Source organism: Paenibacillus sp. FSL W8-0187 (assembly GCF_037969755.1).
GTDB lineage: Bacteria > Bacillota > Bacilli > Paenibacillales > Paenibacillaceae > Paenibacillus_AQ.
The window spans coordinates 248,291-270,692 of record NZ_CP150206.1 but is presented as its reverse complement, the minus strand read 5'-3'; the positions used below and the strand labels follow the sequence as shown (position 1 = coordinate 270,692).

Annotated in this window: 16 protein-coding genes; 9 read left to right on the top strand and 7 right to left on the bottom strand. The window is 49.7% G+C overall.

Going from position 1 to position 22,402, the window contains the following annotated elements:
* Positions 1 to 34 precede the first annotated feature (34 nt).
* On the bottom strand, positions 35 to 2,008 hold the full coding sequence (locus tag MKY48_RS01280) for a TerB N-terminal domain-containing protein (RefSeq protein ID WP_339269425.1): 1,974 nt from the start codon (positions 2,006 to 2,008) through the stop codon (positions 35 to 37).
* Between the two features lie 138 nt (positions 2,009 to 2,146).
* Between MKY48_RS01280 and MKY48_RS01275 the strand changes: the two genes are divergently transcribed.
* The 3 genes from MKY48_RS01275 (at position 2,147) to MKY48_RS01265 (ending at position 5,137) form a co-directional block, all read left to right on the top strand.
* A complete protein-coding gene (locus MKY48_RS01275; RefSeq protein WP_339269424.1) occupies positions 2,147 to 2,809 on the top strand; it encodes a M50 family metallopeptidase in 663 nt (220 codons plus the stop codon).
* Between the two features lie 263 nt (positions 2,810 to 3,072).
* Positions 3,073 to 4,254, top strand: coding sequence for a phosphotransferase (locus tag MKY48_RS01270; protein ID WP_339269422.1), 1,182 nt, complete (start codon positions 3,073 to 3,075; stop codon positions 4,252 to 4,254).
* 262 nt (positions 4,255 to 4,516) lie between these two features.
* Positions 4,517 to 5,137 carry a class I SAM-dependent methyltransferase gene (locus tag MKY48_RS01265; protein ID WP_339269420.1) on the top strand — a complete coding sequence of 207 codons (621 nt, stop codon included), beginning with the start codon at positions 4,517 to 4,519 and terminating at the stop codon, positions 5,135 to 5,137.
* Positions 5,138 to 5,817: 680 nt separating this feature from the next.
* Here MKY48_RS01265 and MKY48_RS01260 read toward each other — a convergent pair.
* Positions 5,818 to 8,607 carry a sugar-binding domain-containing protein gene (locus MKY48_RS01260; protein ID WP_339269418.1) on the bottom strand — a complete coding sequence of 930 codons (2,790 nt, stop codon included), beginning with the start codon at positions 8,605 to 8,607 and terminating at the stop codon, positions 5,818 to 5,820.
* Positions 8,608 to 8,754: 147 nt separating this feature from the next.
* Between MKY48_RS01260 and MKY48_RS01255 the strand changes: the two genes are divergently transcribed.
* On the top strand, positions 8,755 to 9,687 hold the full coding sequence (locus MKY48_RS01255) for a helix-turn-helix domain-containing protein (protein WP_339269416.1): 933 nt from the start codon (positions 8,755 to 8,757) through the stop codon (positions 9,685 to 9,687).
* 131 nt (positions 9,688 to 9,818) lie between these two features.
* On the opposite strand, the gene fhuB is transcribed toward MKY48_RS01255, so the two are convergent.
* Together fhuB and MKY48_RS01245 are read right to left on the bottom strand one after the other, a co-directional pair.
* Positions 9,819 to 11,810, bottom strand: coding sequence for a Fe(3+)-hydroxamate ABC transporter permease FhuB (fhuB, locus tag MKY48_RS01250; protein WP_339269415.1), 1,992 nt, complete (start codon positions 11,808 to 11,810; stop codon positions 9,819 to 9,821).
* A gap of 110 nt (positions 11,811 to 11,920) precedes the next feature.
* Positions 11,921 to 12,955 (bottom strand): iron-siderophore ABC transporter substrate-binding protein, encoded by a 1,035-nt coding sequence (locus MKY48_RS01245; RefSeq protein WP_339269413.1) that lies wholly within the window; start codon positions 12,953 to 12,955, stop codon positions 11,921 to 11,923.
* Positions 12,956 to 13,268: 313 nt separating this feature from the next.
* Here MKY48_RS01245 and MKY48_RS01240 point away from each other — a divergent pair, with 313 nt between their 5' ends.
* Positions 13,269 to 13,487 (top strand): helix-hairpin-helix domain-containing protein, encoded by a 219-nt coding sequence (locus MKY48_RS01240; protein ID WP_339269411.1) that lies wholly within the window; start codon positions 13,269 to 13,271, stop codon positions 13,485 to 13,487.
* A gap of 132 nt (positions 13,488 to 13,619) precedes the next feature.
* Here MKY48_RS01240 and MKY48_RS01235 read toward each other — a convergent pair whose 3' ends face one another.
* Entirely contained in the window at positions 13,620 to 15,389 is a 1,770-nt protein-coding gene (locus MKY48_RS01235; RefSeq protein ID WP_339269409.1) for an oleate hydratase, read from the bottom strand.
* A gap of 112 nt (positions 15,390 to 15,501) precedes the next feature.
* Positions 15,502 to 16,068 carry a TetR-like C-terminal domain-containing protein gene (locus MKY48_RS01230; protein ID WP_339269407.1) on the bottom strand — a complete coding sequence of 189 codons (567 nt, stop codon included), beginning with the start codon at positions 16,066 to 16,068 and terminating at the stop codon, positions 15,502 to 15,504.
* Between the two features lie 403 nt (positions 16,069 to 16,471).
* Between MKY48_RS01230 and MKY48_RS01225 the strand changes: the two genes are divergently transcribed.
* The 3 genes from MKY48_RS01225 to MKY48_RS01215 all read left to right on the top strand — a co-directional run bounded on the left by MKY48_RS01225 (position 16,472) and on the right by MKY48_RS01215 (position 19,666).
* Positions 16,472 to 17,992: a flavocytochrome c gene (locus tag MKY48_RS01225; RefSeq protein WP_339269405.1), complete on the top strand. Its 1,521-nt coding sequence runs from the start codon at positions 16,472 to 16,474 to the stop codon at positions 17,990 to 17,992.
* Positions 17,993 to 18,112: 120 nt separating this feature from the next.
* Entirely contained in the window at positions 18,113 to 18,424 is a 312-nt protein-coding gene (locus MKY48_RS01220) for a helix-turn-helix transcriptional regulator (RefSeq protein WP_076322657.1), read from the top strand.
* 117 nt (positions 18,425 to 18,541) lie between these two features.
* Positions 18,542 to 19,666: an NADH:flavin oxidoreductase gene (locus MKY48_RS01215; RefSeq protein WP_339269403.1), complete on the top strand. Its 1,125-nt coding sequence runs from the start codon at positions 18,542 to 18,544 to the stop codon at positions 19,664 to 19,666.
* 506 nt (positions 19,667 to 20,172) lie between these two features.
* Here MKY48_RS01215 and aroC read toward each other — a convergent pair.
* A complete protein-coding gene (gene aroC, locus MKY48_RS01210) occupies positions 20,173 to 21,231 on the bottom strand; it encodes a chorismate synthase (protein ID WP_076322659.1) in 1,059 nt (352 codons plus the stop codon).
* Between the two features lie 109 nt (positions 21,232 to 21,340).
* Between aroC and MKY48_RS01205 the strand changes: the two genes are divergently transcribed.
* Positions 21,341 to 22,225, top strand: a complete 885-nt coding sequence (locus MKY48_RS01205) for a LysR family transcriptional regulator (protein ID WP_339292103.1) — start codon at positions 21,341 to 21,343, stop codon at positions 22,223 to 22,225.
* Positions 22,226 to 22,402 lie beyond the last annotated feature (177 nt).

Below are 22,402 nucleotides of genomic sequence, written 5' to 3'. Positions count from 1 at the left end.
GCATAACGAGTCCAATCGATTTCAATCCGTCCGGTTATACGGACTTCAATGTTTCCAGCATATCTATATAATCATCCGTAATGGCCTCACCATCGATCAGAAGATCACCGATGGTATCCATCGCGGCCTCATTGATCTCATCGAGCAATAACGCCGGCATAGAACCGGCCTTCTCCGCAATTTGCTGCAGCCCCGGCCGGTTCGGTCCCGCCTTGAGGGCGTGGAGAACTTCCAGGTGGATGGGATTAAGACGCTCTGCGAGCTCCTGCCATTCCTCATCCTCTACCTCCCATTGCCACGACTGCTCTCCTACTGTAGGCATCATTGTAAAGGCCTCTTCATCTACGACGTGCGGGTCTATAACATGGATACCCCCAGCCTCAGATGAATGTTCATCTAGAGGGCCCATGGATTGCATTGAGCGATCATCAGTGTTCCCTGATGGCTCCATAGACCTTCCGTTAGTTACTTCTGATTCTGATTGCTCCGTGTTCACGGAACGAACGATGACATCTGCATCGTCAAGCTGTTCACGCACCTCTATGGCGCCCGGCTCATAAGGGTCCGCATCAAAATCCATCACAGCTTGGAACACGTCCGGTTTCTTCGCCGCCGATTTTCGGGAGGAACGGCCTTTGGAAGGCGAAGCCATGTTAGTGCTTGTTCCCGCATCTTCGGAGTGGCCTGGAGAGGCTCCAACTGACGGAGCAGACTCCGGTACCGGCTGGCTGTTGATCACCTCAGCCTGCTGCCCGGCTTCCTCCGTAAGCAGCATGTCGCGGACCTGGTCCGACTCCCGCTGTAATCTGTGCAGCTTCCCTGTGTCGATCTGAACCTCCGGTATCGCCTGTTTGCGCTGAGCCTCCAGCTGCTCCTGAACCTCTTTTTTCAGATAACGGGTGACGATCTCTTCCACTTCGGGCTCAACCGCATCCTGGCCGCGCAGCCGTCCCTTAAAGCCTCTCAATTCCCGCAGCTTATTCTCGGTCAAGCGAACCAGCCCCGTTATATAGGAGCGCAGAGGAGCGTACTCGCTTAAGGATACCACCGTCAGCACGACGTTTCGCCCGTATAACCCATGATCGTACACCGCGCTGCGGAATAAATGCCGTTTCACCTGCCGGGGCCGTGGCTGAAAGCGGTCGATGAAGCGCTGCCCCTTCATTTTGGCTAAGTAACTGTCCACGAGTGCAATCACCTTCGGGGCGTACTGTTCCAGGTCCTTGCGGCCATTCTCCTGGTAAAAACGGCTCTTCTCCACGTCATAATCCAGCAAATCCAGCAGCAGCTCCCATGATAGCTCCACGGGCTGGAGAGAGAACCGACGCTTCCATTCCTTCTCCTTCAGCTCAGCGGACAAGACGCGCGGGAAGCGCTGATACGTTTCCCGGATCGGCATATCCAGACCATGCACGATCATAAAATCATATAGCCACTCCCGCAGGTACGTATCCAGCTTGGCATAACGCTTCCGGTAGGCCGTCCACGCCTGCTCCATCAATGCATAGCCCTGCAGGGGATCGCTCCAGCCCACGCCATGGATCAGCTCGTAAAAATAGACAAACAAATAGGATAAGTCCGTATCCGGGTACCGCCCGGACCTTACTTCCTCCCGCCAGTAAAAATACCATTTGAACTGGTCGCTGGCCATCTGGTCGTAGGTCGGCCAATAGCTTTTGAAAGCTACAAAAGGGGCCTCTCCCTCTACATGCCATGCGAGCTCCCTTGCCTTTTGCACGAATTGCTGCTCCTTGGTCACGTAGCGGAAGTCCTCGCCCCAATTCATATCCAGCGGCTCCTGCGGCTTCACAATCAGGGATTCCTTCGCTCTGGCAGCAGAATCAACGGGTTCCTGCCCCTGATGATCTGATGGCTTGTCCGGTAACGAGACGTCCTGCTCGTCGCCGGCCAGCTCAAATTCAGCAAAACGAATCCCTTGGTCATTCACGAGCGTAGTATGTCTTATATGTTCTATGTGATTGTCGTTGTTAGGCTTATCGTTTTTCATCGAATATGAACCTCCGTCACAACTTCAATTATACCATTTAACCTATAGGGACTAATCGATTTTCACATGTTTCTCATCTGTATTATAATGGACGGAATGATAGTCTAGCGAATGACTTTATGCTGAAAGGACCTTCGAATGAATAAATGGCTGAAAGCATTGTTATTTCTAGTGGGTGCGGCTATTCTGACAAGACTGATCCCCTTCTCTTCCTGGTTCCGTATCCTGGATACGATGATCCATGAGCTGGGGCATGCCGTCATGACCCTTCTCATGTCGGGACGGGTGCTCAGCATCGAGCTGAATCCCGATCACAGCGGCGTGACCTATTCCATGCTGGCTTCCGGTGGCTGGAGTCCGATTGTGGTCTCGCTTGCAGGCTATATGTCGGCATCCTTGTTCGCCATTCTGATGTTCTACGGCTATGCCAAGAAAAAACAGGACACCGGCCTGATCACCATTACCGTGCTTGCCCTCATCATGATCATTTTCTTCGTACGCGCCGGCTATGGATTATGGTGGCTCATTATTTTTATGATCGTGAATCTGATCTTCTATTTCCTTGGCGAGAAGGTCCGTAATTTCTACTACCTGCTGCTCGCCTTTCTCGTGCTGGAAGAATCTGTAGTCGGTCCGCTAACCCTCCTGACCATGGCGCTGACCCAGCCCAAGCAAGCGGGCGACGCCTCCAACCTGGCTAACATGACCGTGCTCCCGGCCTTCGTCTGGGCGCTGCTGTTCCTGCTGTTCTCCCTATGGTGCGCGAAGATGGCGCTGCAGCTGTTCTGGAAGAAGCGGTGAAACAGGTTAGTCGGAAGACAGGCAAAAGAAGCCAGCGTTATCCAACCATTGGGATGACGCTGGCTTTTTTATAAGGGCTTGATTTTCATGTGAAGCAATCTTGTCGGAGATGGAGCAGGATTGGCCTCCTCTTCGTCTAATATACTGTATATGTGCATTAGACGAATTTGACCATTGGGTTCTATGTGGGAAATGGGTGAATTCGTAGAGAAAACATTATCTAAAATCAATGCAAGTAAAAATTAAATAAAGGGATAGATTAAATGCACTCAGAAATTATATTGAAGAATAATTCCAACATACCTATAGAGGATAAGATTGACCAGATCAACGCTTGTATTGAATCTATACATGGAAATTCAACTGCTGAACTTGTGTCAATAACTTGTGATGATATTGGTTATAAGACTCCAAACTTCACAACCTCTGGTATATTTCGTTTGCATGGGTTGGTAAAGCTATATAACGAATTGAAGCCGTGGTGCGTTATCTTAAAAATCATTAAGCCAGACACACCCGAGAAAGATAACTTTGAACATCACAACTACTGGAGACGTGAAGCACTTGTATTTGAGTCAGGAGTTTTAAGAGAACTTCCCGATTCTATTTATGGTGCAGAGAGCTATTTGGTTGAAGAACAACAAGATGGTACCATATGGATCTGGATGGAATATATTAAGGGCGAATACGCAAAAACAGTTGAGCAATTTTCATATATCGCCCGACAATTAGGCCGTTTTAATGGGGCCTATCTTAAAGGAATAAAAATGATGCCTGAACATGAGTGGATATGCAGGGCTTGGCTCAAATCATGGTCGATTGCATGCCGCATGTATGCTCCTAATGTGGAGGAGTATGTAAGTCGAATAGCTACAGACAATGTGCGAAGTACTTGGGCTTGGTATCAAGATCTGCTCGGTAACATTGACTCTTCAATAGACTCGCTCCAACAGCTGCCGCGTGTATTGGCACATCAAGACATGAGCCAGATGAATATGTTTCTCGTTAAAAAAGAAGAGAGCGAAAGTCAACTCGTTCTAATTGACTGGCAGTTCATGAGTATATCCGGTATTGGCGAAGACTTGGGTAAGTTATTCGGGGTGAACATGAGTCTTGGAATTATTCCGCCTGACCAATATATGAAGTTTCAGAACTCTTTATATAATGCATACCTGGAGGGGTTGCGAGATATGGGATGGCAGGGTGACATAAGATTAGTGAGGTATGGATTCTGTTTAAGCACTGCCCTAAGAAGTGTGTGGGAGGTCCCACAGTTCTTTTCCATTATGGCTCAGTTAGAAGACGAGCCTAATAATATTAAACTCAGAGAAAAACTTACCCGCCTTGATTGCATTATTACAGTACATAAACAAATGGCCGCGAAAGCGAATTCCATTAAACTTATACTAAAAGAAAAACGCAGCTTAATCGAAGAGCGTATTTAAATCAGATAACACCGCATTCATGCTGCGGTCCTAGCGACCCTCGGTCCCGGAAGAATAGAGCGAGAAAACGTATGCCGGGACACATATGCGAGCTTAAGAGCAGCGCTCTAAGGCTCTCGGCGTCGTGAATTCAAGAATGTTAGGTGAAATTGTTATATGAATCAAAGCATGGAATACATAAAGGAATATCGAAAACTCCGCTACGTGCATTAGCCCCTTGATTGTCAGAAGTAACATTAATCACATTCAGGAGAACCAACTAATGAATAACAACTGGAATAAAATTATTTATAAAATCTGGTCACCCATTTATGATAAAATTTTCAATTCAAGCATTTTTCTCCAGACACGAAAACAAATATTCCAAGAGACCCCCTTCAATAACACACAAAAGATACTTTTTGTCGGTGTTGGTACAGGAGCTGATTTAGAGTTATTGAACCATTATGATTTAGATATAACGGCTATAGATTTCTCACCAGATATGTTGAGAAAAGCAAGAGCGAAATTCAAGAATTCTCGCATTAAGTTTTTAGAAATGGACGCTCAAAATATGGCATTCAACGATATGTCGTTTGACTATGTGGTTGGAAGTCTAATTCTTTCCGTAGTACCTGATGCTGACAAGTGTTTTCAAGAAATGGGTAGAGTTTTAAAACAAGAAGGAAGGATCGTTATTTTCGATAAATTTACCCCTAGTAACAATAAACTCTCGTTATCAAAAAAGTTGTTTAGACCACTCATTAAAGTCTTAGGAACAGATATTGGATTGAATTTTGAAGCGTTGTACCTAAGAAATAATAAAAATTTAATTATAGAAGAAGATAAACCCGTCATGCTGAAAGGGATGTATAGAAAAATAGTTATTAGAAAAATCAGTTGACATCTTATACAAGATTATTCTTGATTGGTGGTTAAGTTTATGGGAGAGGCGTGTAAATTGAGCTGTGGTCACTGCTCTTATAATCAAGAGGTGTTTTTAGGTATTGGATTTCAATATATTAATTTGATTTCCATCTTAGAATGGTATAAGGAGGATGTCGGTCGACAACGAATCAGAGAGTTTATGCATGAGAAGGATTCGACTTTTGACTGCTTTGATGGTCTGTATGTATGTCAGAAGTGCCGCTATCTACTAAATGAACCATATTTACATATGAGATCAGATTCTCAAACGTATACGAACCGTTACGTATGTCCGCGCTGTACAGCTCCAATGCCATCAAAGCCTTTAGAGTATCTCCAAAACACAGCACTAGATTGTCCTGATTGTGGGCAAGAAAAGCTCGTGGTGAATTTTTATATGGATTGGGATTAGGGCGTCCATCTAGGCCAAGCGAGTTTTTTTACTGAAATAATTGCACGCACAGACTAAGTAAGAAAAGAGAGCGGCGTTATTTTCAAAGAAGGCGAGAATATCAGATAACACCATATTTCCAACCTTAGGACCATCGAGACGAAAAATCCCCATAAAAAATGGGCTGCCCGGCACGTAGTTATTCACTACAAATGGACAGCCCACTTCGTATTATACTCTACATTAATGGTTTGTATTTGCCATGATCACCGGCACCGTACCAACAAATCGATCGGATAGCGGCCCGCATTCCGTCCGTACAGACTGATGCCGCCCTCCTCGGCCCGCAGCTCCAGTCTGAAGCTGCGCTTGCGGTCAAGCTCTGCCGCGAGTCTCCCCGGTACCTGCGACTGGCACAAGTATCCATACGAACCAGCTTCTTCCAGAAGGTTGTTGACCGGCTGATAGTGCCACGACAGAACGCCTCGGCTATCGGCCGGATCATCCGTGAGCACAGCCTCGCCGATTTGGACATCGTCCACCCACACGGATACACGGGATTCATGCAGCTCTTCATCCGTCATATAATAAGTGCTTGGGTTATACTCCACGTCTGCCGACGCCCCGTGCATAAAGTCGATTCCGTGCGTGCGATGCCGTGCACCCTCGATATTTCTGGCTAATAAGCGTTTCGCGCCAGCCTCGAAGAAAATCTCGATATCGCGGATCAGCGGCTGTTCGTCATGATCTGGCAGCTGCACCTCATAGACGAATCGGCCTTCTCCGCCGCCATTCACTTTGGAGCCTTGAAGGGCCTCCCACATATAGGCGAAGCTTTGTTTACGGAATGTGTTAACCGGGATGCTTACGGTTTTGCCTTCCACTCCATCGTTCCCCTGTCCCTGTCCTCCACGCACATCAAACGTTGTAAAGTTGCGCGTTACCACACCGTTCGCAGCATTCAAGAGACGAACTCCGAGGATCGCAACCGCATCGGTCTTCGGCATGCGAAGCTTCAATTCCGTTAGTGGCGTAACACCGTAGCCGTCCCAGGCCACTTCCAAGGTCCCTTGATCAGCGACAACCTTCGTTCCGAGCTGATCATAGGATAATTCCCAAGCCAGAATAAGCTTCTGTCCATGGTATTGATCCGAATAACTGGAGCGCAGCAGCGGTATGACGGCCTCAGCCCCTTGCTCCAGCGTCTGGCAAGGCGGTGCGTCAATCACGATGAAGTCTGGCGTGTGCAGGTCGGCGATCGTCATGCCCGGCACAAAATCCTCATACCCGAATTTTTTGTCCGTCCCATCCAGACGGTAGTAGCCGTTGAATTCGTTTGTCACGTCACGGAATTCCGTAAATACGAAACCGCACAGCTTATCATGGCGCCGGAATTCGTTCAGCATGTAACGGTAATGCCACGCGAGATCGCTGTCCCCGGCTCCTCCGTCAATTCCCCACACGTTTCCACATTCGCTGTTCATGAGCGGAGCATCGCCTTGCTGATTGCCGCCGATATAGTTATGTTCGGATCCCGGATGAGTCTTCTGGACAATCTCCTCGATATGATTGCGCAGCGGTTCATACCCATTGATGTAAAAATGCCACGTGTTGATATCCGTCTCCACATGATCGTAAGCGCATGGAGAATTGTCCTCCACAATCCGAGTCGGGTCCAGCTCCTTGGCCCATCTGTATTTCTCCCTTACCCATTCCTGCGTCTCCGGAAGATAGTAGCTGTGCTGCTCCTCTCCGCCCGTTAAACCCGTCGTTTTACTGTCGGTACGGAGTCCCCAAGTTTCGTTAAACATGACCCATGAAAAAATCGACGGATGATTCCGGTCCCGTTCAATCACTTCCAGCGCCTCGCGTTCATAAGCAGAACGTGCCGTTTCATCCGGATTCCCCCAGAAGCATGGCATATCCTCCATCACCAGAATCCCGAGTTTATCCGCCCAATACAGCTTGCGAGGCTCCTCCGGTTTGATATGAATTCGCACGAAGTTCAGTCCAAGCCGTTTCATCAGATAGATCTCGTCCCGCATCTCCGTATCCGTCGGATAGGTGAAAAATCCTGTCTGGTGGTAGGATTGGTCCAGCGTCCCGTTTAAATAGACCGGCTTTCCGTTGAGCGTAATCCAGCGATAATCCCGTCCATCAAACTTCGCCGTTCCGATCTCGCGTATGCCAAAATAAGTATGGACGACATCCTCGCCCGAGGAACCCGCCAGGCGCAGCTCCCCTTCGTATAAATGAGGGGTTTCGGGGCTCCACAGCCGCGGTTCGTGGACTTGGAATACCGTTGTCCGTTCATTCGCGCCTTCTTGCAGCTCCCACTCCACCTGATGCGTAACCGAGCCCTCCGCAAACGAGAGTTGGAGTGTCGCTACGCCTGCTTCTTGAGCCTGGATCTTGGATTTCAACTCGATCTGACCGTCAATAGAAGTCGTAAAGATGGCTTGCTCCATGTAGGTTTGCGGCCGGGCCTCCAGCCAAACTGGCTGCCAAATGCCCCGGATCTCACCATACCCCTGCTTCCCGCGGGCTTGGTAATTATGGTCGAAGTCCTCTGCACGCACAACGATCGTATTATCTTTTGCCGAATCCCACACCGTTGTCACGTCAAATTCAAAGGTTCCGTAGCCGCCTTGATGCGAGCCGACATGCTTGCCATTGACCCATACATCACACAGATAATCGACGGCGCCAAACCGCAGAAAGATTCGGGACTGCTTCTTCGCCGGCTCCCATTTCACGGACCGACGATACCAGCCAACCCCCTTCTCGTTACGCTCAATCCCGGACAAGGGACTAACCCAAGAGAACGGCACCGTAATCTCTGAGGTAAAAAGGCTAGCGTCTCCGCCCTGTAAGGCAGTAGTGTCATCACCGGTACTCGTACCCGCTTGCTGTCGTACCTCATCTGATCCTTCCGTATCGAGCCGGAACGACCACTGGCCGTTCAAATTCAACCAGTCTTTTCGCTCAAAATCCGGTCTGGGGTACTCCGCGCGCGGAATTTCCGTGTGAATGGAGGGTGCTACAGGAGTCTTCATGAAGCGAACACAACCTTTCCTTTTTCTGAATTTGCCCCTATTCTAGCACCTGTATATAATAAATGCAATGTACATTATACTTTTACAATACATCGAATTTATTGTACACTTGGAGCTACTACAACTCTTCAGTAAAGGAAGGGGATTATGAACGAATCGAAGCTGGAAACCAACCGTTATCCGGCATCCCGGATCGTGGAAGTAGCCAAGGCCCTATCCAGTGATGTCCGTGTTCGCATCCTTGAAGCGCTCGGCGATAAACCGATGAGTGTCGGTCAGTTGGCGGAGGCGCTTGGGATTGCGCAGCCTACGGTATCCATTAATGTCCAGATGCTAGAGCAAGCGGATCTGATCGTCTCTTCGCAAGGAGCGAATCGGGAAAAAATCTGCGCCGTCACCTGCCGCTCCATTTTTCTCGAACTCCCCTCGAAGCCCGGCGAGGGGCTGCAGCGCACGGAAGAAATCCACATGCCGATCGGTATGTTCTCCCACTGCTATATCGAGCCAACCTGCGGCATGGCAGCTCGGGACGGTTCTCTGATCGGATCGCCTGACGATCCACGCGCCTTTTACATGCCGGAACGAACGGAGGCTGCGCTGCTCTGGTTCTCGGGATCAGGATATATCGAATATTATTTTGCGAACCCTATGCCGCCTGGAGCGGCTCTTGATGAGCTCCGCATCCGCGCGGAGCTTAGCTCTGAGGCGCCTTCCTTCCAGCAGGATTGGCCATCCGACATCACCGTTAGCATCAACGACCTCCCTGTAGGCACTTGGACAAGTCCCGGTGATTTTGGTGATCGCAAGGGGAAACTCACCCCGGATAAATGGAGGAGCGGCAGTGAGTACGGCATGCTGACGGAATGGCGCGTAACCAAGCAGGGCAGCCAGGTCAATGGCCACGAATCCAGTGCTACGACCATCGATTCGCTGGAGCTTGCCTTTAACCGGCCCATCCGCGTCCGCTTTGAAGTGAAGAAAGACGCCGAGCACCCGAACGGCCTGAATCTATATGGTTCGGGTTTCGGAGATCATCCGCAGGATATCATCCTGTCGTTTGTGCGGTACACGGAAGCCTAACAGCCGACCACAGCCAGAAGAAGCAAAGCGAGGCAAATCTAATAATCAACCGATTGAAGACAAAAAAAGGCCATCCCATGTCACCTCTCTTGGCGACTATGGAATAGCCTTTTTGGATATTCAACATACGGTTATTTATGTTTCAGTTTATTGGTTTTCCCCATCAAATATAACAGGTACGGCGCACCCAGAAGCGCGGTAACGATACCCGAAGGCAGTTCCTTCGGAATCATGACCACCCTCCCGATCCAGTCTGCCCCAGCCAGCAAAATTCCGCCGAGCAGCGCAGCGATAACCATCGATTGCCGATGGCGGGCCCCAACCAGCATTCTGGCGGCATGCGGCGCAAGCAGTCCGATAAAGCCGACCGAGCCGACATTGGCTGCGGCAATCGAAGCCAACAGCACCGCAATGATGGCGACGTACATCCGGGTATTCCGTACATGAAGGCCAAGACCGGTGGAGCTTTCTTCGCTGAACGTCAGCAGATCCACCTTCCGCCCGAGCCACGCAGCCAGAGGCAGCAGGATCAGAATGGCGGGAACAATCCGCTGGACCTCCGTCCAGCCCCGGTTATACGTGCTTCCCGCCATCCAGGATAATGCGGGCGCTACGTCGACCTTCGCATGAATGATCATCAGATTGATGATGGCAGAACCAAGCGCGGCAACTGCAATTCCAACCAGCGTAAGAATCGTCGGATGAAGTCCTCTTTTCCAGGACACCGCGTATACCAAAGCGGCTGCAGCCAACCCTCCGAGAACCGCTCCGACCGGTACCCAGCCAGCCGACAATTGCGGAAAGCCTATCATCAGAAGCAGTGCGCCCGCACCGGCTCCGCTGGTCACTCCGATCACCTGGGGATCTCCCAGCGGATTCCGGACCGCATTCTGCAGAAGACTGCCGCTGACGGCCAGCGCCATGCCGGACAAGCCGGCTGTGAGCAGCCTCGGCAAGCGGAATTCCAGCAGAATCTGGCGATACATCGACTCGCCGCCTCCCGTAAGCACGGCCAGCACTTCCGTGAAGGGAATGCGCAGACTGCCGCTCATCAGGCTGAATATCCATACCAGCGCCAGCAGCACGCTGAACAGTGTTACCAAGGCCGGATATGGTATCCGGCGCAGGCTCGTGACCGCCATGGCTGATCCGCCGGAAGCCCCGCTCCCTCCGATCAACGAGCGGGATACCCGCATGGCAAGCCAGATGAGGCACGGGGCTCCGATCATGGCCGTAATGGCCCCGACCGGAAGCTCACCGTAGGCGTTTATGAACATCCTGGCCACCGTGTCGGCCCCGACAAGCAGAGCAGAGCCCCATAAGGCAGCCAGCGGAATTAACCCCGCATGCCGGATCACGCCGGACAGGCGGACCAGATGAGGAGCGACCAACCCGATAAAGCCGATCGGACCGACCACGCTCACGGTCACGCAGGCCAGCACAATGGCTGCCCCCATCGCAAGCAAGCGGGTAGTGCCGACTTTTTGGCCAAGGGAACGTGCCGACTCTTCATTGAGGGTCAGAATGTCCCACTGGCGTACCGCTAAACACAGCACGATCAGCCCGCCAATGATCCACGGCCATGAAAAAGCTACGCCATCCCAGTCATTCTGAATTAGCGAGCCGGAGCCCCACAGAAAAATCCCCTGCGTCGTTTGCTGGTTCAGCAGCACCAGCGCACTCGTAACGGAGGATAGAACCAGAGTGACGATCATCCCGGACAATGCAATCCGCAAGGGGGAGCCCTGCGTTTTTCCCGCCAGCGCATAGACCGCTACAGCCGCCAGTGTTCCCCCTGAGACAGCCAAAGGAAGGGCATACTGATGCAGCAGTCCCGGCCAGAAGATCATCCCCGCCACGACGGCCAAATAAGCGCCGGCATTCACGCCAAGCGTTGTCTCCGATGCCAGCGGGTTGCGCGTGACGGTCTGCATGAGCACACCCGACACCGCCAAGGCCGCGCCTGATAATAGGCCCATCACTGTTCGAGGAAGACGCACGCTGCGGATGAGATGATGATCTGCAATATCCTGCGGAGACACCAAGGCTTGGACCACCGTTTTGACGGATATATCCGCTAGCCCTTGCGTCAAGCTGATAAATGTGAGAAATAACAGAGCCACAAGGCCTCCAACCAGCATCCATAACGGCTTCCAGCCCCTACCTGAGGAAACGGGTGGGGCTGGATGGATGCTCACCGGCGCGGAGCCTTGTGCCAGTTTCTTACCGAGACTCATTTTGTGAGCAGATCAGCTGTCTTCTGGGCCATGGTTTGGGCAGACAATGGGCCGCCGTATGGCCACATGTCACCGCCAAGTGCATACACGCGGTCTTCTTTAACAAAGTTCAGACCTTTCCATACCGGATTGTCCTTCAATTGGTTCTCGATGACGTTATCGCTATCCTGAATTATATGCAGGAAATTCGCATCCTGAAGGGCAGGCAATGCCTCTACGTCCCCAGTGGTAAATCCATATACCTCAAATTGATTAGGCTTATGGGCATTGGTTAACCCGATGTGCTCCAAAATTTTGACGGCCAGGGAATTGTCCGTCGAAATCCGGAACGTCACCGCATTCTGGTTACTGTACCCCATCGCCAGCGCAAATGGTTTTTCCGTCATACCGGCAGCTTCAAGCTTGGCTTTGGCGTCGGCATAGGTTTGATCCAGGTCGCTAAGTACTTTTGCAGCTTCGTCTTTTTTGCCAAGCACGTCAGCAATCGTATTGAAGGTATTAACCATCTCTTCATATTGGTCCCCTTGTCCCTCAACCGGATAAGGATCGAATACCAATGTTGGCGCGATGCTGTTGTAAGTATCATAGCCAGCTTCAAGATTCGATTTCAAACCGATGATCAGGTCCGGCTTCAAGGAAGCGATAAGCTCGAGATTCGGCTCTTGACGAGTGCCGACATCGGTCACGTCCGAACCGATCTCCACCGGAATGTTTACCCATTGGTTCATCCCCTCAATATCTGCAATGCCGACGGGCTGAACGCCGAGCGCAAGGACATCCTCCGCGTAAAGCCATTCCAGTGCGACAATACGCTTAGGAACGCCAGTGATTTCCGTTTCGCCCAGGGCGTGCTTAATGGTTCGGGTCTCCGGCGTGGCCTCGGTGTTATCCCCACCCTGTGCGGCCCCTTGATCCGAATTCTGCGCTGCGGTAGAGCCGCCTCCATCATTGGATGCCGCGCCTCCGCCACAACCGGCTAAAACCAATGCAAAAATCAATACGATAAACACGAGACCCTTCATACTGCGCATTGAATTTCTCCCCCTCATACCCTCTATGTATTGTAGATATTGTTTACTAATAATAATTATTGAGAACAATTATCATTATCAACACTCAGCACAATGATAATTATTCTCATTAAGATTGTCAATAGAATTTATGAAGATTGCCTGAACCCTCCATGAATCTGCCTTTTCTGCCATGAGTATGGAATTCGTTCTTTACAGAACATGAGATGTATAACATAATCTTACTAAATTATTCCTACAAACTTAGCGTCTACCATTCAGTCTGGTGCCTTATATCCGCTTTAACAAAACAACCGAAAAGAGAGGGATCTGCATGCGTGACAAAACCCCCACTCCGGCTGCAGAGAGCGATTTTCCCGTTAAGGCCGGTAAACCTGCACGTCGAGCCCTAATCGCTGCAGGCTATCATCAGCTTGCCGACCTCACCCAAGCATCCGAGAAAGAACTGCTGGCGCTTCACGGGGTAGGGCCCAAAGCGATCAGAATACTGCGCGAAGCTCTTGCCGAGAAGGGCCTTTCCTTCAAAGAATAAATAAACACGATAGGTCTCCAAAGGCCATAAAGGCCAGGGATCTATCGTGTTTGTTTTTTTCCATACAGCACACCAATCTTGGATTGGTGCGCTCATTGATGTTCCATATCATCTTTGACAATGGGACTTCGACTATATGATGTTATAGCGTTTCAACATATCTTCGATGACGGTTCCGGAAACTTTTTTCAAAGCCTGCTTTTCTATTAAGTTCATGATCAACGGAAGCTTCAAATCGGTTAGTTTTTTACCGTCCATCATTTTGGAAGTGGAGTCCAGCAGTACACGGACATCGTAGCAGGAGCCGAACACTTCGGGTACGCCGCGGTCTACGTTTAATAAGGTGTACACAGCCTCCATTGCCGTTCTAACCGAATATTCGGTTGTAAATACGGTGTCGCGAACCGTGTCGGCAAACTGTCCGATAAACGCGAAGTTGACGCAACCATCCGGAACTACTTTTGGCCGGTCTCCTTCTGTTCTCGGCATGAAGAATGCCGTAATGTAAGGCATCATGGTCGGGATGCAGCGGGCAGAGTTGGCAGCCATGTCAGCAATTTCATGCTCCGGCACACCCAGATGGTACAGCCACTCCATCGTAATTTCCTCGCCGGTACATTCTCTCATCGGCTTCTTGATGTAATCGCCCGGAACATCGGTGAATAATCCATATACCCATACCACAAGCTGATCTTTCGGCTGCTCTTTGAAATGCGGTTGACGATTTAAAGTGTAACTCATGAGCCACTTGGAATCCTTTACGGACACGATGCCGCCGGTAACGACCTTTCCGCTGAACGGGTCGCGCTGACAAACTTTTTCAATATAGGGCGGAATTCTGTCATCAAGTGTCGTAACGGTTGCCGATTCCCAGTTCGTCGCTTCCGTATTCGTGCAGAATTTATCGGGGCGCCCAAAGGATGGATCCTGCTTGGCGATATTTCTCCAGAGCTCCCAGCAGCCGCCTGCGGAACGATTGAATTCAGCCGCACGATGATGGTCGCCCGAAGAAGAATTTTCCGTGCAGCTGCCATTTGTCACAAACACCAAATCATCTTCCGTTAAATCGATATATTCCTCATTGCCAGCACGGCGACATACAATTTGCTTGGCAACCTTCTTATTACCTTGAATATCAAATACTACATTCGTGACCGTTGTATCATATTGGAAATGAACGCCATGCGACTGCAAATATTTCATCATTGGCAGAATCAATGACTCATATTGATTATATTTCGTAAATTTTAACGCCGAAAAATCAGGCAGTCCGCCAATATGGTGAATGAATCTTTGAATGTAAAGCTTCATCTCCAAAGCGCTGTGCCAATCTTCAAAGGCAAACATCGTTCTCCAGTAAAGCCAGAAATTCGAGGCAAAGAAATCCTCCGTGAATACATCGGTAATTTGCTTATCATACAAATCTTCGTTTCGAGTAAAGAATAACTTCACGATTTCCAGCGAAGCTTTTTCACTCAGAGCAAATTTTCCATCCGTATGGGCATCCTCGCCTCGGTTAACCGTGGCTCTCATTAGAGAATAGTTTGGATCTTTCTTGTTCAGCCAGTAAAACTCATCCAAAACCGATGCGCCTTCAATTTCAAGAGACGGAATAGTACGGAACAAATCCCACAAGCATTCAAAATGATCTTCCATTTCCCGTCCACCGCGAATAATAAAACCTTTATCGCTGTCATGAATTCCGTCGCAGGCACCTCCGGGAAGACTAAGCTCCTCCAGAATGTGAACCCGTTCTCCCTTCATTTGGCCGTCGCGCACAAGGAAGCACGCAGCTGCCAGAGAGCCTAAACCGGCTCCAACCAGATATGCTGATTTTTTGTCGACATCGACCGGTTTTTCCGGACGGGCAAACGCTTCATAATTTCCATTGCTATAATACATTCCAGTCACCTCCGAATTGATTCTAGCAACTTCATCATAAGAAAATATTCGGAGGTCTCCTATAGACAATGTCCGCCTAATGTCGAAACTTTCGACAAAAGCCTAATATTGTCTAATGATCGTGGTGCGATTTAAACTTTTCAAGCGCGAAAAAAATATCTCCTTGAATCAAAATGCTTAGCCGGTCCACAATCGCAGCGGGCTCTTCCTTCATCCCTTTAGCAATCCAATCCAGCATCAATCCTACAAACGCATATTTATAAAAGTCAGCGATAAACGACTTATCATCATCCCTGATCGACATCGTAACGGCCTTTTCCTCGATAACTCCTATCAAAAGATTATAGGTTACGTTAAATAGGTACCTTTCCAGTTGCTCTCGTTTAATCGAATGATAGACACTCGTCACAAACGCCTTGTTTTTCAGCACATACTCAAATATTTGCAATAGGCCCTGCTGCCACGTGTCATATGTTTTCTTGCCATCCAACGCTATGGTAGCCTCACTTGTGCAAATCCACTCCACAAGATCATAAATATCCTTGAAATGATAATAAAACGTTTGGCGATTTACTTCGCAGTCCTCAACAATATCAATAACGGTTATCTTATCAAGCGTTTTTTTCTCAAGCATTTTTTTTAGCGATAGGGCAAGCGCTTTTTTTGTTGTTTGTGCCATAAAACCCCTCCAATCAAGAGCGTAATCATCCACACAGGCAATGATCAGATTATATATCTTCATTATAAAGGAACTCAACGCGAAAAAGCGGTATCCTTATGAGGCAAAATAAATTGGAAACACGCAGGAAGTCAAGAGATCGTAGCCCGGGTGGCATCGTAATAAATAAGACCCAATACACATTGTGAAATAATTCACCACATAATTGATTGCTCTATATTACAATGAAGTGGACCTGACGAGGCCGACCGGAGGGAGGCAACCAGGGAAGATCTGAGATTCGAAGAGTAAAGGTCACGCTCACGTTCCTTTTCACTTCTCGCTTTCCTTCGTTACGACCTCCTTTTTCGATTGGCTCTTTAGGGTCAACTAAATAGATATAGAGAAAATGGAGGGTTACACAGTGAAAAGGAAGTTTGCAGCAACGCTTATACTCATTCTCTCTTTCATGCTTGCTATCGCGGGATGCGGCAGCGGGAACCAGGATCAGAGTCAGGACAACGCGAAAAAAGAAGAAGACCAAGAGACAGCCGTTTCGGGTGCGTCCCAAACCGGTTATACGCCGATCGATCAGCTCAAAGAAAAGTATGATATCATCATCGTCGGTGCAGGCGGAGCCGGTATGTCTGCTGCTCTTGAGGCAAAAGAAAAAGGCATGAATCCGGTCATTTTTGAAAAAATGCCGATTGCCGGCGGGAATACCATAAAATCATCTTCGGGCATGAATGCTTCCGAAACCAAGTTCCAACAAGAACAGGGCATTAAGGACAACAACGATTTATTTTATGAAGAGACTTTAAAGGGCGGTCATGGAACCAACGACAAAGACATGCTTCGTTTCTTCGTTGACAACTCGGCAAGCGCGATCGATTGGCTGGATTCCATTGGGATTCGGTTGAACAATATCACCATTACGGGCGGCATGAACGAAAAACGCACGCACCGTCCTGAGGACGGCTCAGCAGTAGGACAATACCTTGTCAACGGACTGGTAAAAAATGTACAAGAACAAGAAATTCCGCTATTCGTCAATGCCAAGGTAACGGATATTACGGAAAAAGACGGCAAGGTAAACGGCGTCAAAGTCATCTTCAACGAGAATGATGAGAAAAACATTGCAGCAGATGCCGTCGTTGTAACAACCGGCGGTTTCGGAGCCAATATGGACATGATTTCCGAAGTTCGGTCCGATCTGAAAGGGTACGTGACCACCAACCAGGAAGGCAGCACCGGTGACGGCATCACCATGATTGAAAAGCTCGGCGGTACAACGGTCGATATGGATCAAATCCAGGTTCACCCTACGGTGCAGCAGGAGAAATCTTATCTCATCGGGGAGGCCGTTCGGGGAGAAGGAGCCATCCTCGTGACCAGCCAAGGCAAACGTTTCACAAACGAGCTGGATACTCGGGACAACGTCACCGCCGCCATCAATAAGCTTCCTGAAAAATCGGCTTATCTTGTGTTCGATTCCGGGGTAAAATCCCGCGTCAAAGCGATTCAGCAATATGAGAAAATGGGCTTTGTCATTCACGGTGATTCGATCGAGTCTTTAGCCAAAGAAATGGGCGTCCCAGCTGATCAGCTTAAAGTCACACTGGATACATGGAACAGTGCGGTGAAGAACAATAAAGATACCGAATTCGACAGAACGACAGGCATGGATAACGACTTGTCCGAAGCGCCATACCACGCCATCCAAATCGCCCCCGGTATTCACTACACCATGGGCGGCGTAAAAATCAACACGAACACGGAAGTTTTGGATAAAGACGGCAAGCCTATTCCAGGATTGTTTGCAGCCGGTGAACTAACAGGCGGATTGCACGGTCAAAACCGGATCGGTGGCAACTCTGTTGCCGAGATCATTATTTTCGGCCGCCAAGCCGGCATCAAATCAGCTGAATTTGTGGGAGCACGGTAAGCTGTAGTCTGCATCCTTCATACGGCAAAACAACAAACGCTTGGCCTTGTTTTGATCTTCCGATAGCCATCTTTTTAAAAACCATATTTACATTTCTATAAAAATAGATATAATAAGCATATGGATACCTTACAAACCATCAAAGCACTATCAAACGAGTCCCGGTTTAAAATCCTGGAGTGGCTGAAGCATCCGGAGGAACATTTTGCTCCGCAGGATCACATGCCTTCGAAATGTGATTTTCAGGGCGGTATCTGCGTGGGCTCCATTTCGGATAAAACAGGACTCGCTCAGTCGGTCGTTTCTGGCTACCTGGTAAAATTGCAAAAGGCCGGTCTACTGGAATCCCATCGAGCGGGCCAGTGGACATATTACAGACGGAATGAGGAAGGCATTCAGCGTTTTATCGAACAACTCAAGAAAGAGCTTTAGGCTTAAAAAGCAAAGTGAAATTGAAGATTAAGCTTAAAAGCTCTTTCTTTTTATCATATATATCTATTTTTATGAAAATACAGAAAAGCATATTAAACATATTGGAGGATTCCATACATGACCAACCAAAATCAAAATGTCCGTTCTACAGCGTCCCTATTCGAGCCATTTACCATCGGTAACCTTACTCTTTCGTCCCGCGTGGTGATGGCCCCTATGACGCGCGGGTTCTCCCCTAACGGCGTTCCAGGCCCGGATGTGGCCGCTTACTACCGCCGGCGTGCGGAGAATGGCGTCGGATTGATCATTACCGAAGGAACACTGATTAACCATCCAGCGGCTACCGATAGCCCCAATGTGCCTAACTTCCATGGTGAAGCCGCATTGAACGGCTGGGCCGAGGTGGTCCGTCAGGTCCATGAAATCGGCGGTAAGATCATGCCGCAAATTTGGCATATCGGCATGACTAGACCAATAGGCGCCGAGCCAAATCCGGAGGCACTTCCCATCGGACCATCCGGACTTGACCTGGACGGCAACGTCGTCACGAAGCCGATGACCAAGGATGAGATCGAGCAGGTCATTCAAGCTTATGCCGATGCGGCCGCGAATGCCAAGCGCATTGGCTTTGACGGAGTAGAAATCCATGGTGCCCACGGATACCTGATCGACCAATTCCTCTGGGAGAGAACGAACCAGCGTACCGATGAATACGGAGGTGACATGCTGAAGCGCGCCCGCTTTGCGGTCGAAGTGGTGAAAGCCGTACGTGAGGCGGTGGGTCCGGACTTCCCGGTTGCTATCCGCTTATCCCAATGGAAGACGACCCAATATGAAGCAAAGCTGGCGGATACGCCTGAAAAGCTGGATCAGTTGTTAACCGCGCTGTCTGACGCCGGGGTCGATATATTCCACTGCTCGACCCGCCGCTTCTGGGAGCCTGAATTCGAAGGTTCTGACCTGAACTTTGCTGGATGGGCCAAGAAACTGACAGGGAAAACGGTTATCACCGTTGGTTCTGTCGGCCTCGATGAAGTATTTACAAGCCTCTTCACCCAAGGTAAGGGTGCCGGCCAGAAGGACCTTGAAGAGCTGCTGAACCGCCTTGAGGAGCATGAATTTGACCTGGTTGCCGTAGGCCGTGCCCTGCTGGCTGATCCAGAGTGGGCTGCTAAGGTTCGAAACGGACGTTTCGACGAGTTGGCACCATTCACGCCGGATTCCTTGAAAACCCTGGTTTAATGCGATTTCAGTCCCACCCCCCGGGACTTATAGCCGCATTGGATCTTTAAATATAAGAAAACCTCTATCGAGGCCAATTCAAGGACGAGCGACCGCGATTCAAAGGTAGGTTTTCTTGCGATATAGAATTTCATCAGCTCCGCTGATAACTTATAAATTCTATATCTATAAGAAAAACGTCGATCGACGTACTTTCACAGTAGACAGACCGCATGTAGCGGAAGTTTTTCTTGCGAGATAAGGATGCTAAGCCTCGGATGTCTATACTTTCTTATCTCTTAAATCAAAAAACCGGAAGAAGACTTCAGTCTCTTCCGGTTTTTTGCTGTATAATAATTTGCTCTTACCGCTGACCTGGACAGCCTGCCGCTCATGGGACCGCCACTTCTAGCTCCATTCAACGGACCGTTTTCCGAAGAATTGACCTGGCGAAACATACAGCCAGAAATACCCGATAGCTGAAATGAGACACAGCTGATACTCTCCGATCGGCTTCATCCAGACGGCTATTCGTCTTGCAGGGCGGCTTGACGCTTGTAATGATCCTCGATTACCATGCAAGCCATCGCTTCGATCACGGGTACGACGCGGGGACAGATGCATGGATCGTGCCTGCCGATCGTCGCAATCTCCCGTTCGTTGCCGTCCACATCGACAGTCTGTTGAGGGATAGAAATGGATGAAGTCGGCTTTACGACGACTCGAAACACGATGTCCGCCCCAGTGCTGATACCACCGATGATCCCGCCGGCATGGTTCGTCCGGAACCCTCCTGCGTCCATCTGATCGTTATGTTCGCTTCCCCGCATAGAGGCCGCTTGGAAGCCCGTCCCGAATTCAATGCCCTTAATCGCGCCAACAGATAACATTGCCTTCGCTAACTCAGCGTCAAGCTTGTCGAATACGGGCTCCCCCAGTCCTGCGGCAATGCCGCTAATTCGACATTCGACGATCCCCCCGCAGCTGTCGCCTTCTTCTGCCAGTCGTTCGATCATCTCGATCATGCGAACGGCTGCTTCAGGATCGCACGCGCGAACGGCATTTTGTTCGATAGCATCGGCGTCGAATTGCTCACATCGGATGCCACCAATCTCCGTCGTATAAGCCATGATGGAGACGCCCCGACGTTCTAAAAGCTTGCGCGCCACGGCTCCGGCAGCCACTCGCGCAGCTGTCTCCCTTCCCGAAGCTCTTCCGCTGCCGCGATAGTCGCGGATCTTGTATTTCTTTTCATAAGTGAAATCCGCATGCCCGGGCCGGTAGGCCGATTTGATTGTGTCGTATGCCGACGGGCGCATGTCGGTGTTATTAAGCATGATGCACAGTGGCGTTCCCGTCGTTCGCCCCTCGAAAAGACCGGATAAAATTCGTATCTTATCGTATTCCTTGCGCGGAGTTGTAACTGAGGATTGCCCGGGTCTTCTTCGATCCATCTGAATCTGAATGTAGGCCTCGTCCAGCTCAACGCCCGGTGTGACGCCTTCCAAAATGACGCCCACTGCTTCTCCGTGTGACTCCCCGAACGTAGTCATTTTTAACCGCTCTCCAAACGTACTCCCTGCCATGTCCATACCTCCCGAATACTTTCGATTCCTTCTCCTTCAGTTTAGAGGTATATTTGAAATAAATGAAATCGCAATATCGAAGAGTTCCCATAGAGAGGATTGATGACAAATGATCGCAAACACGGAATGGTATCGAGTGTTCCTGCATGCGGCAGAGACTTCCAATCTGACGAAAGCTGCGCAAAACCTCCATATGACACAGCCTTCTGTGAGTTACGCCATCAAGCAGTTGGAAGAAGCACTCGGTGTAGGGCTGTTCGACCGGTTATCCAAGGGTGTCCGCTTAACGCAAGAAGGTCAGGCCTTGTATCAGCATGTAAGGCAAGCATTCGATGAACTTGATTCAGCCGAGCGCCGCTTGAAAAGGCTACAGCAGTTCAGCGAAGGCAGGCTGAGGATTGGCGCGAATGGGGCAATCCTCAAGGACTTTCTCCTCGCCTTGCTCGACCGATTCCATGTCCGCTATCCCGACATCCGTATTCAGCTGTCACAGGAGCGGACAAGCAGCATTTTGGAGCGCTTAAAGAAAGGCTCATTGGATCTCGGCTTTGTTCACCTGCCCGTATCGGATGAAGAGATCAAGATCATCGACTCGCATGACTCCCCTTATTGCGCTGTGATCGGAACGGCCTTCGCAGAATGGGCGCGAGAGCCCCTTCGGACAGAACAGTTAACGGAGCTTCCCCTCTTAATGCTATCCCCCGGCAGCTCGACACGTTCCTTCATCGAAGGGTGGTTCCGATCACAAGGAGTGGAAGTGGAAGCCGACTTCGAGTTGAACAGCCTGGACATGTTAGCGGAATTTGCCGAGCGCGGTTATGGAACAGCATTCTTGCCGCGAGCCTTCGTCGCGTCCCGCATCTCGGACGGTTCCTTGCTAGAGCTTCGAACAGAAATGCCGTTACCGGATCGATATATTGGTGTCGCTGTTCGGAAGCAGGTGTCGCCCTCGCTTGCTGCAGGGGCATTTTTGGAGATGCTGCAGCAGAATTGACGATCTTTCCGTCGAAAGAAGATTAGCGTCATCAACCTTATGAATACATGATCTTGCCTACAGCAAGCCACCTTTATGATCCTGTTCGGTGACCTCTTACTAAACGGTTATTTCAAGACGGACCGAAATGCCAATGAGCCACGGTCAGCCTTTTGAGGGCTCGTCGAAATTCACAAG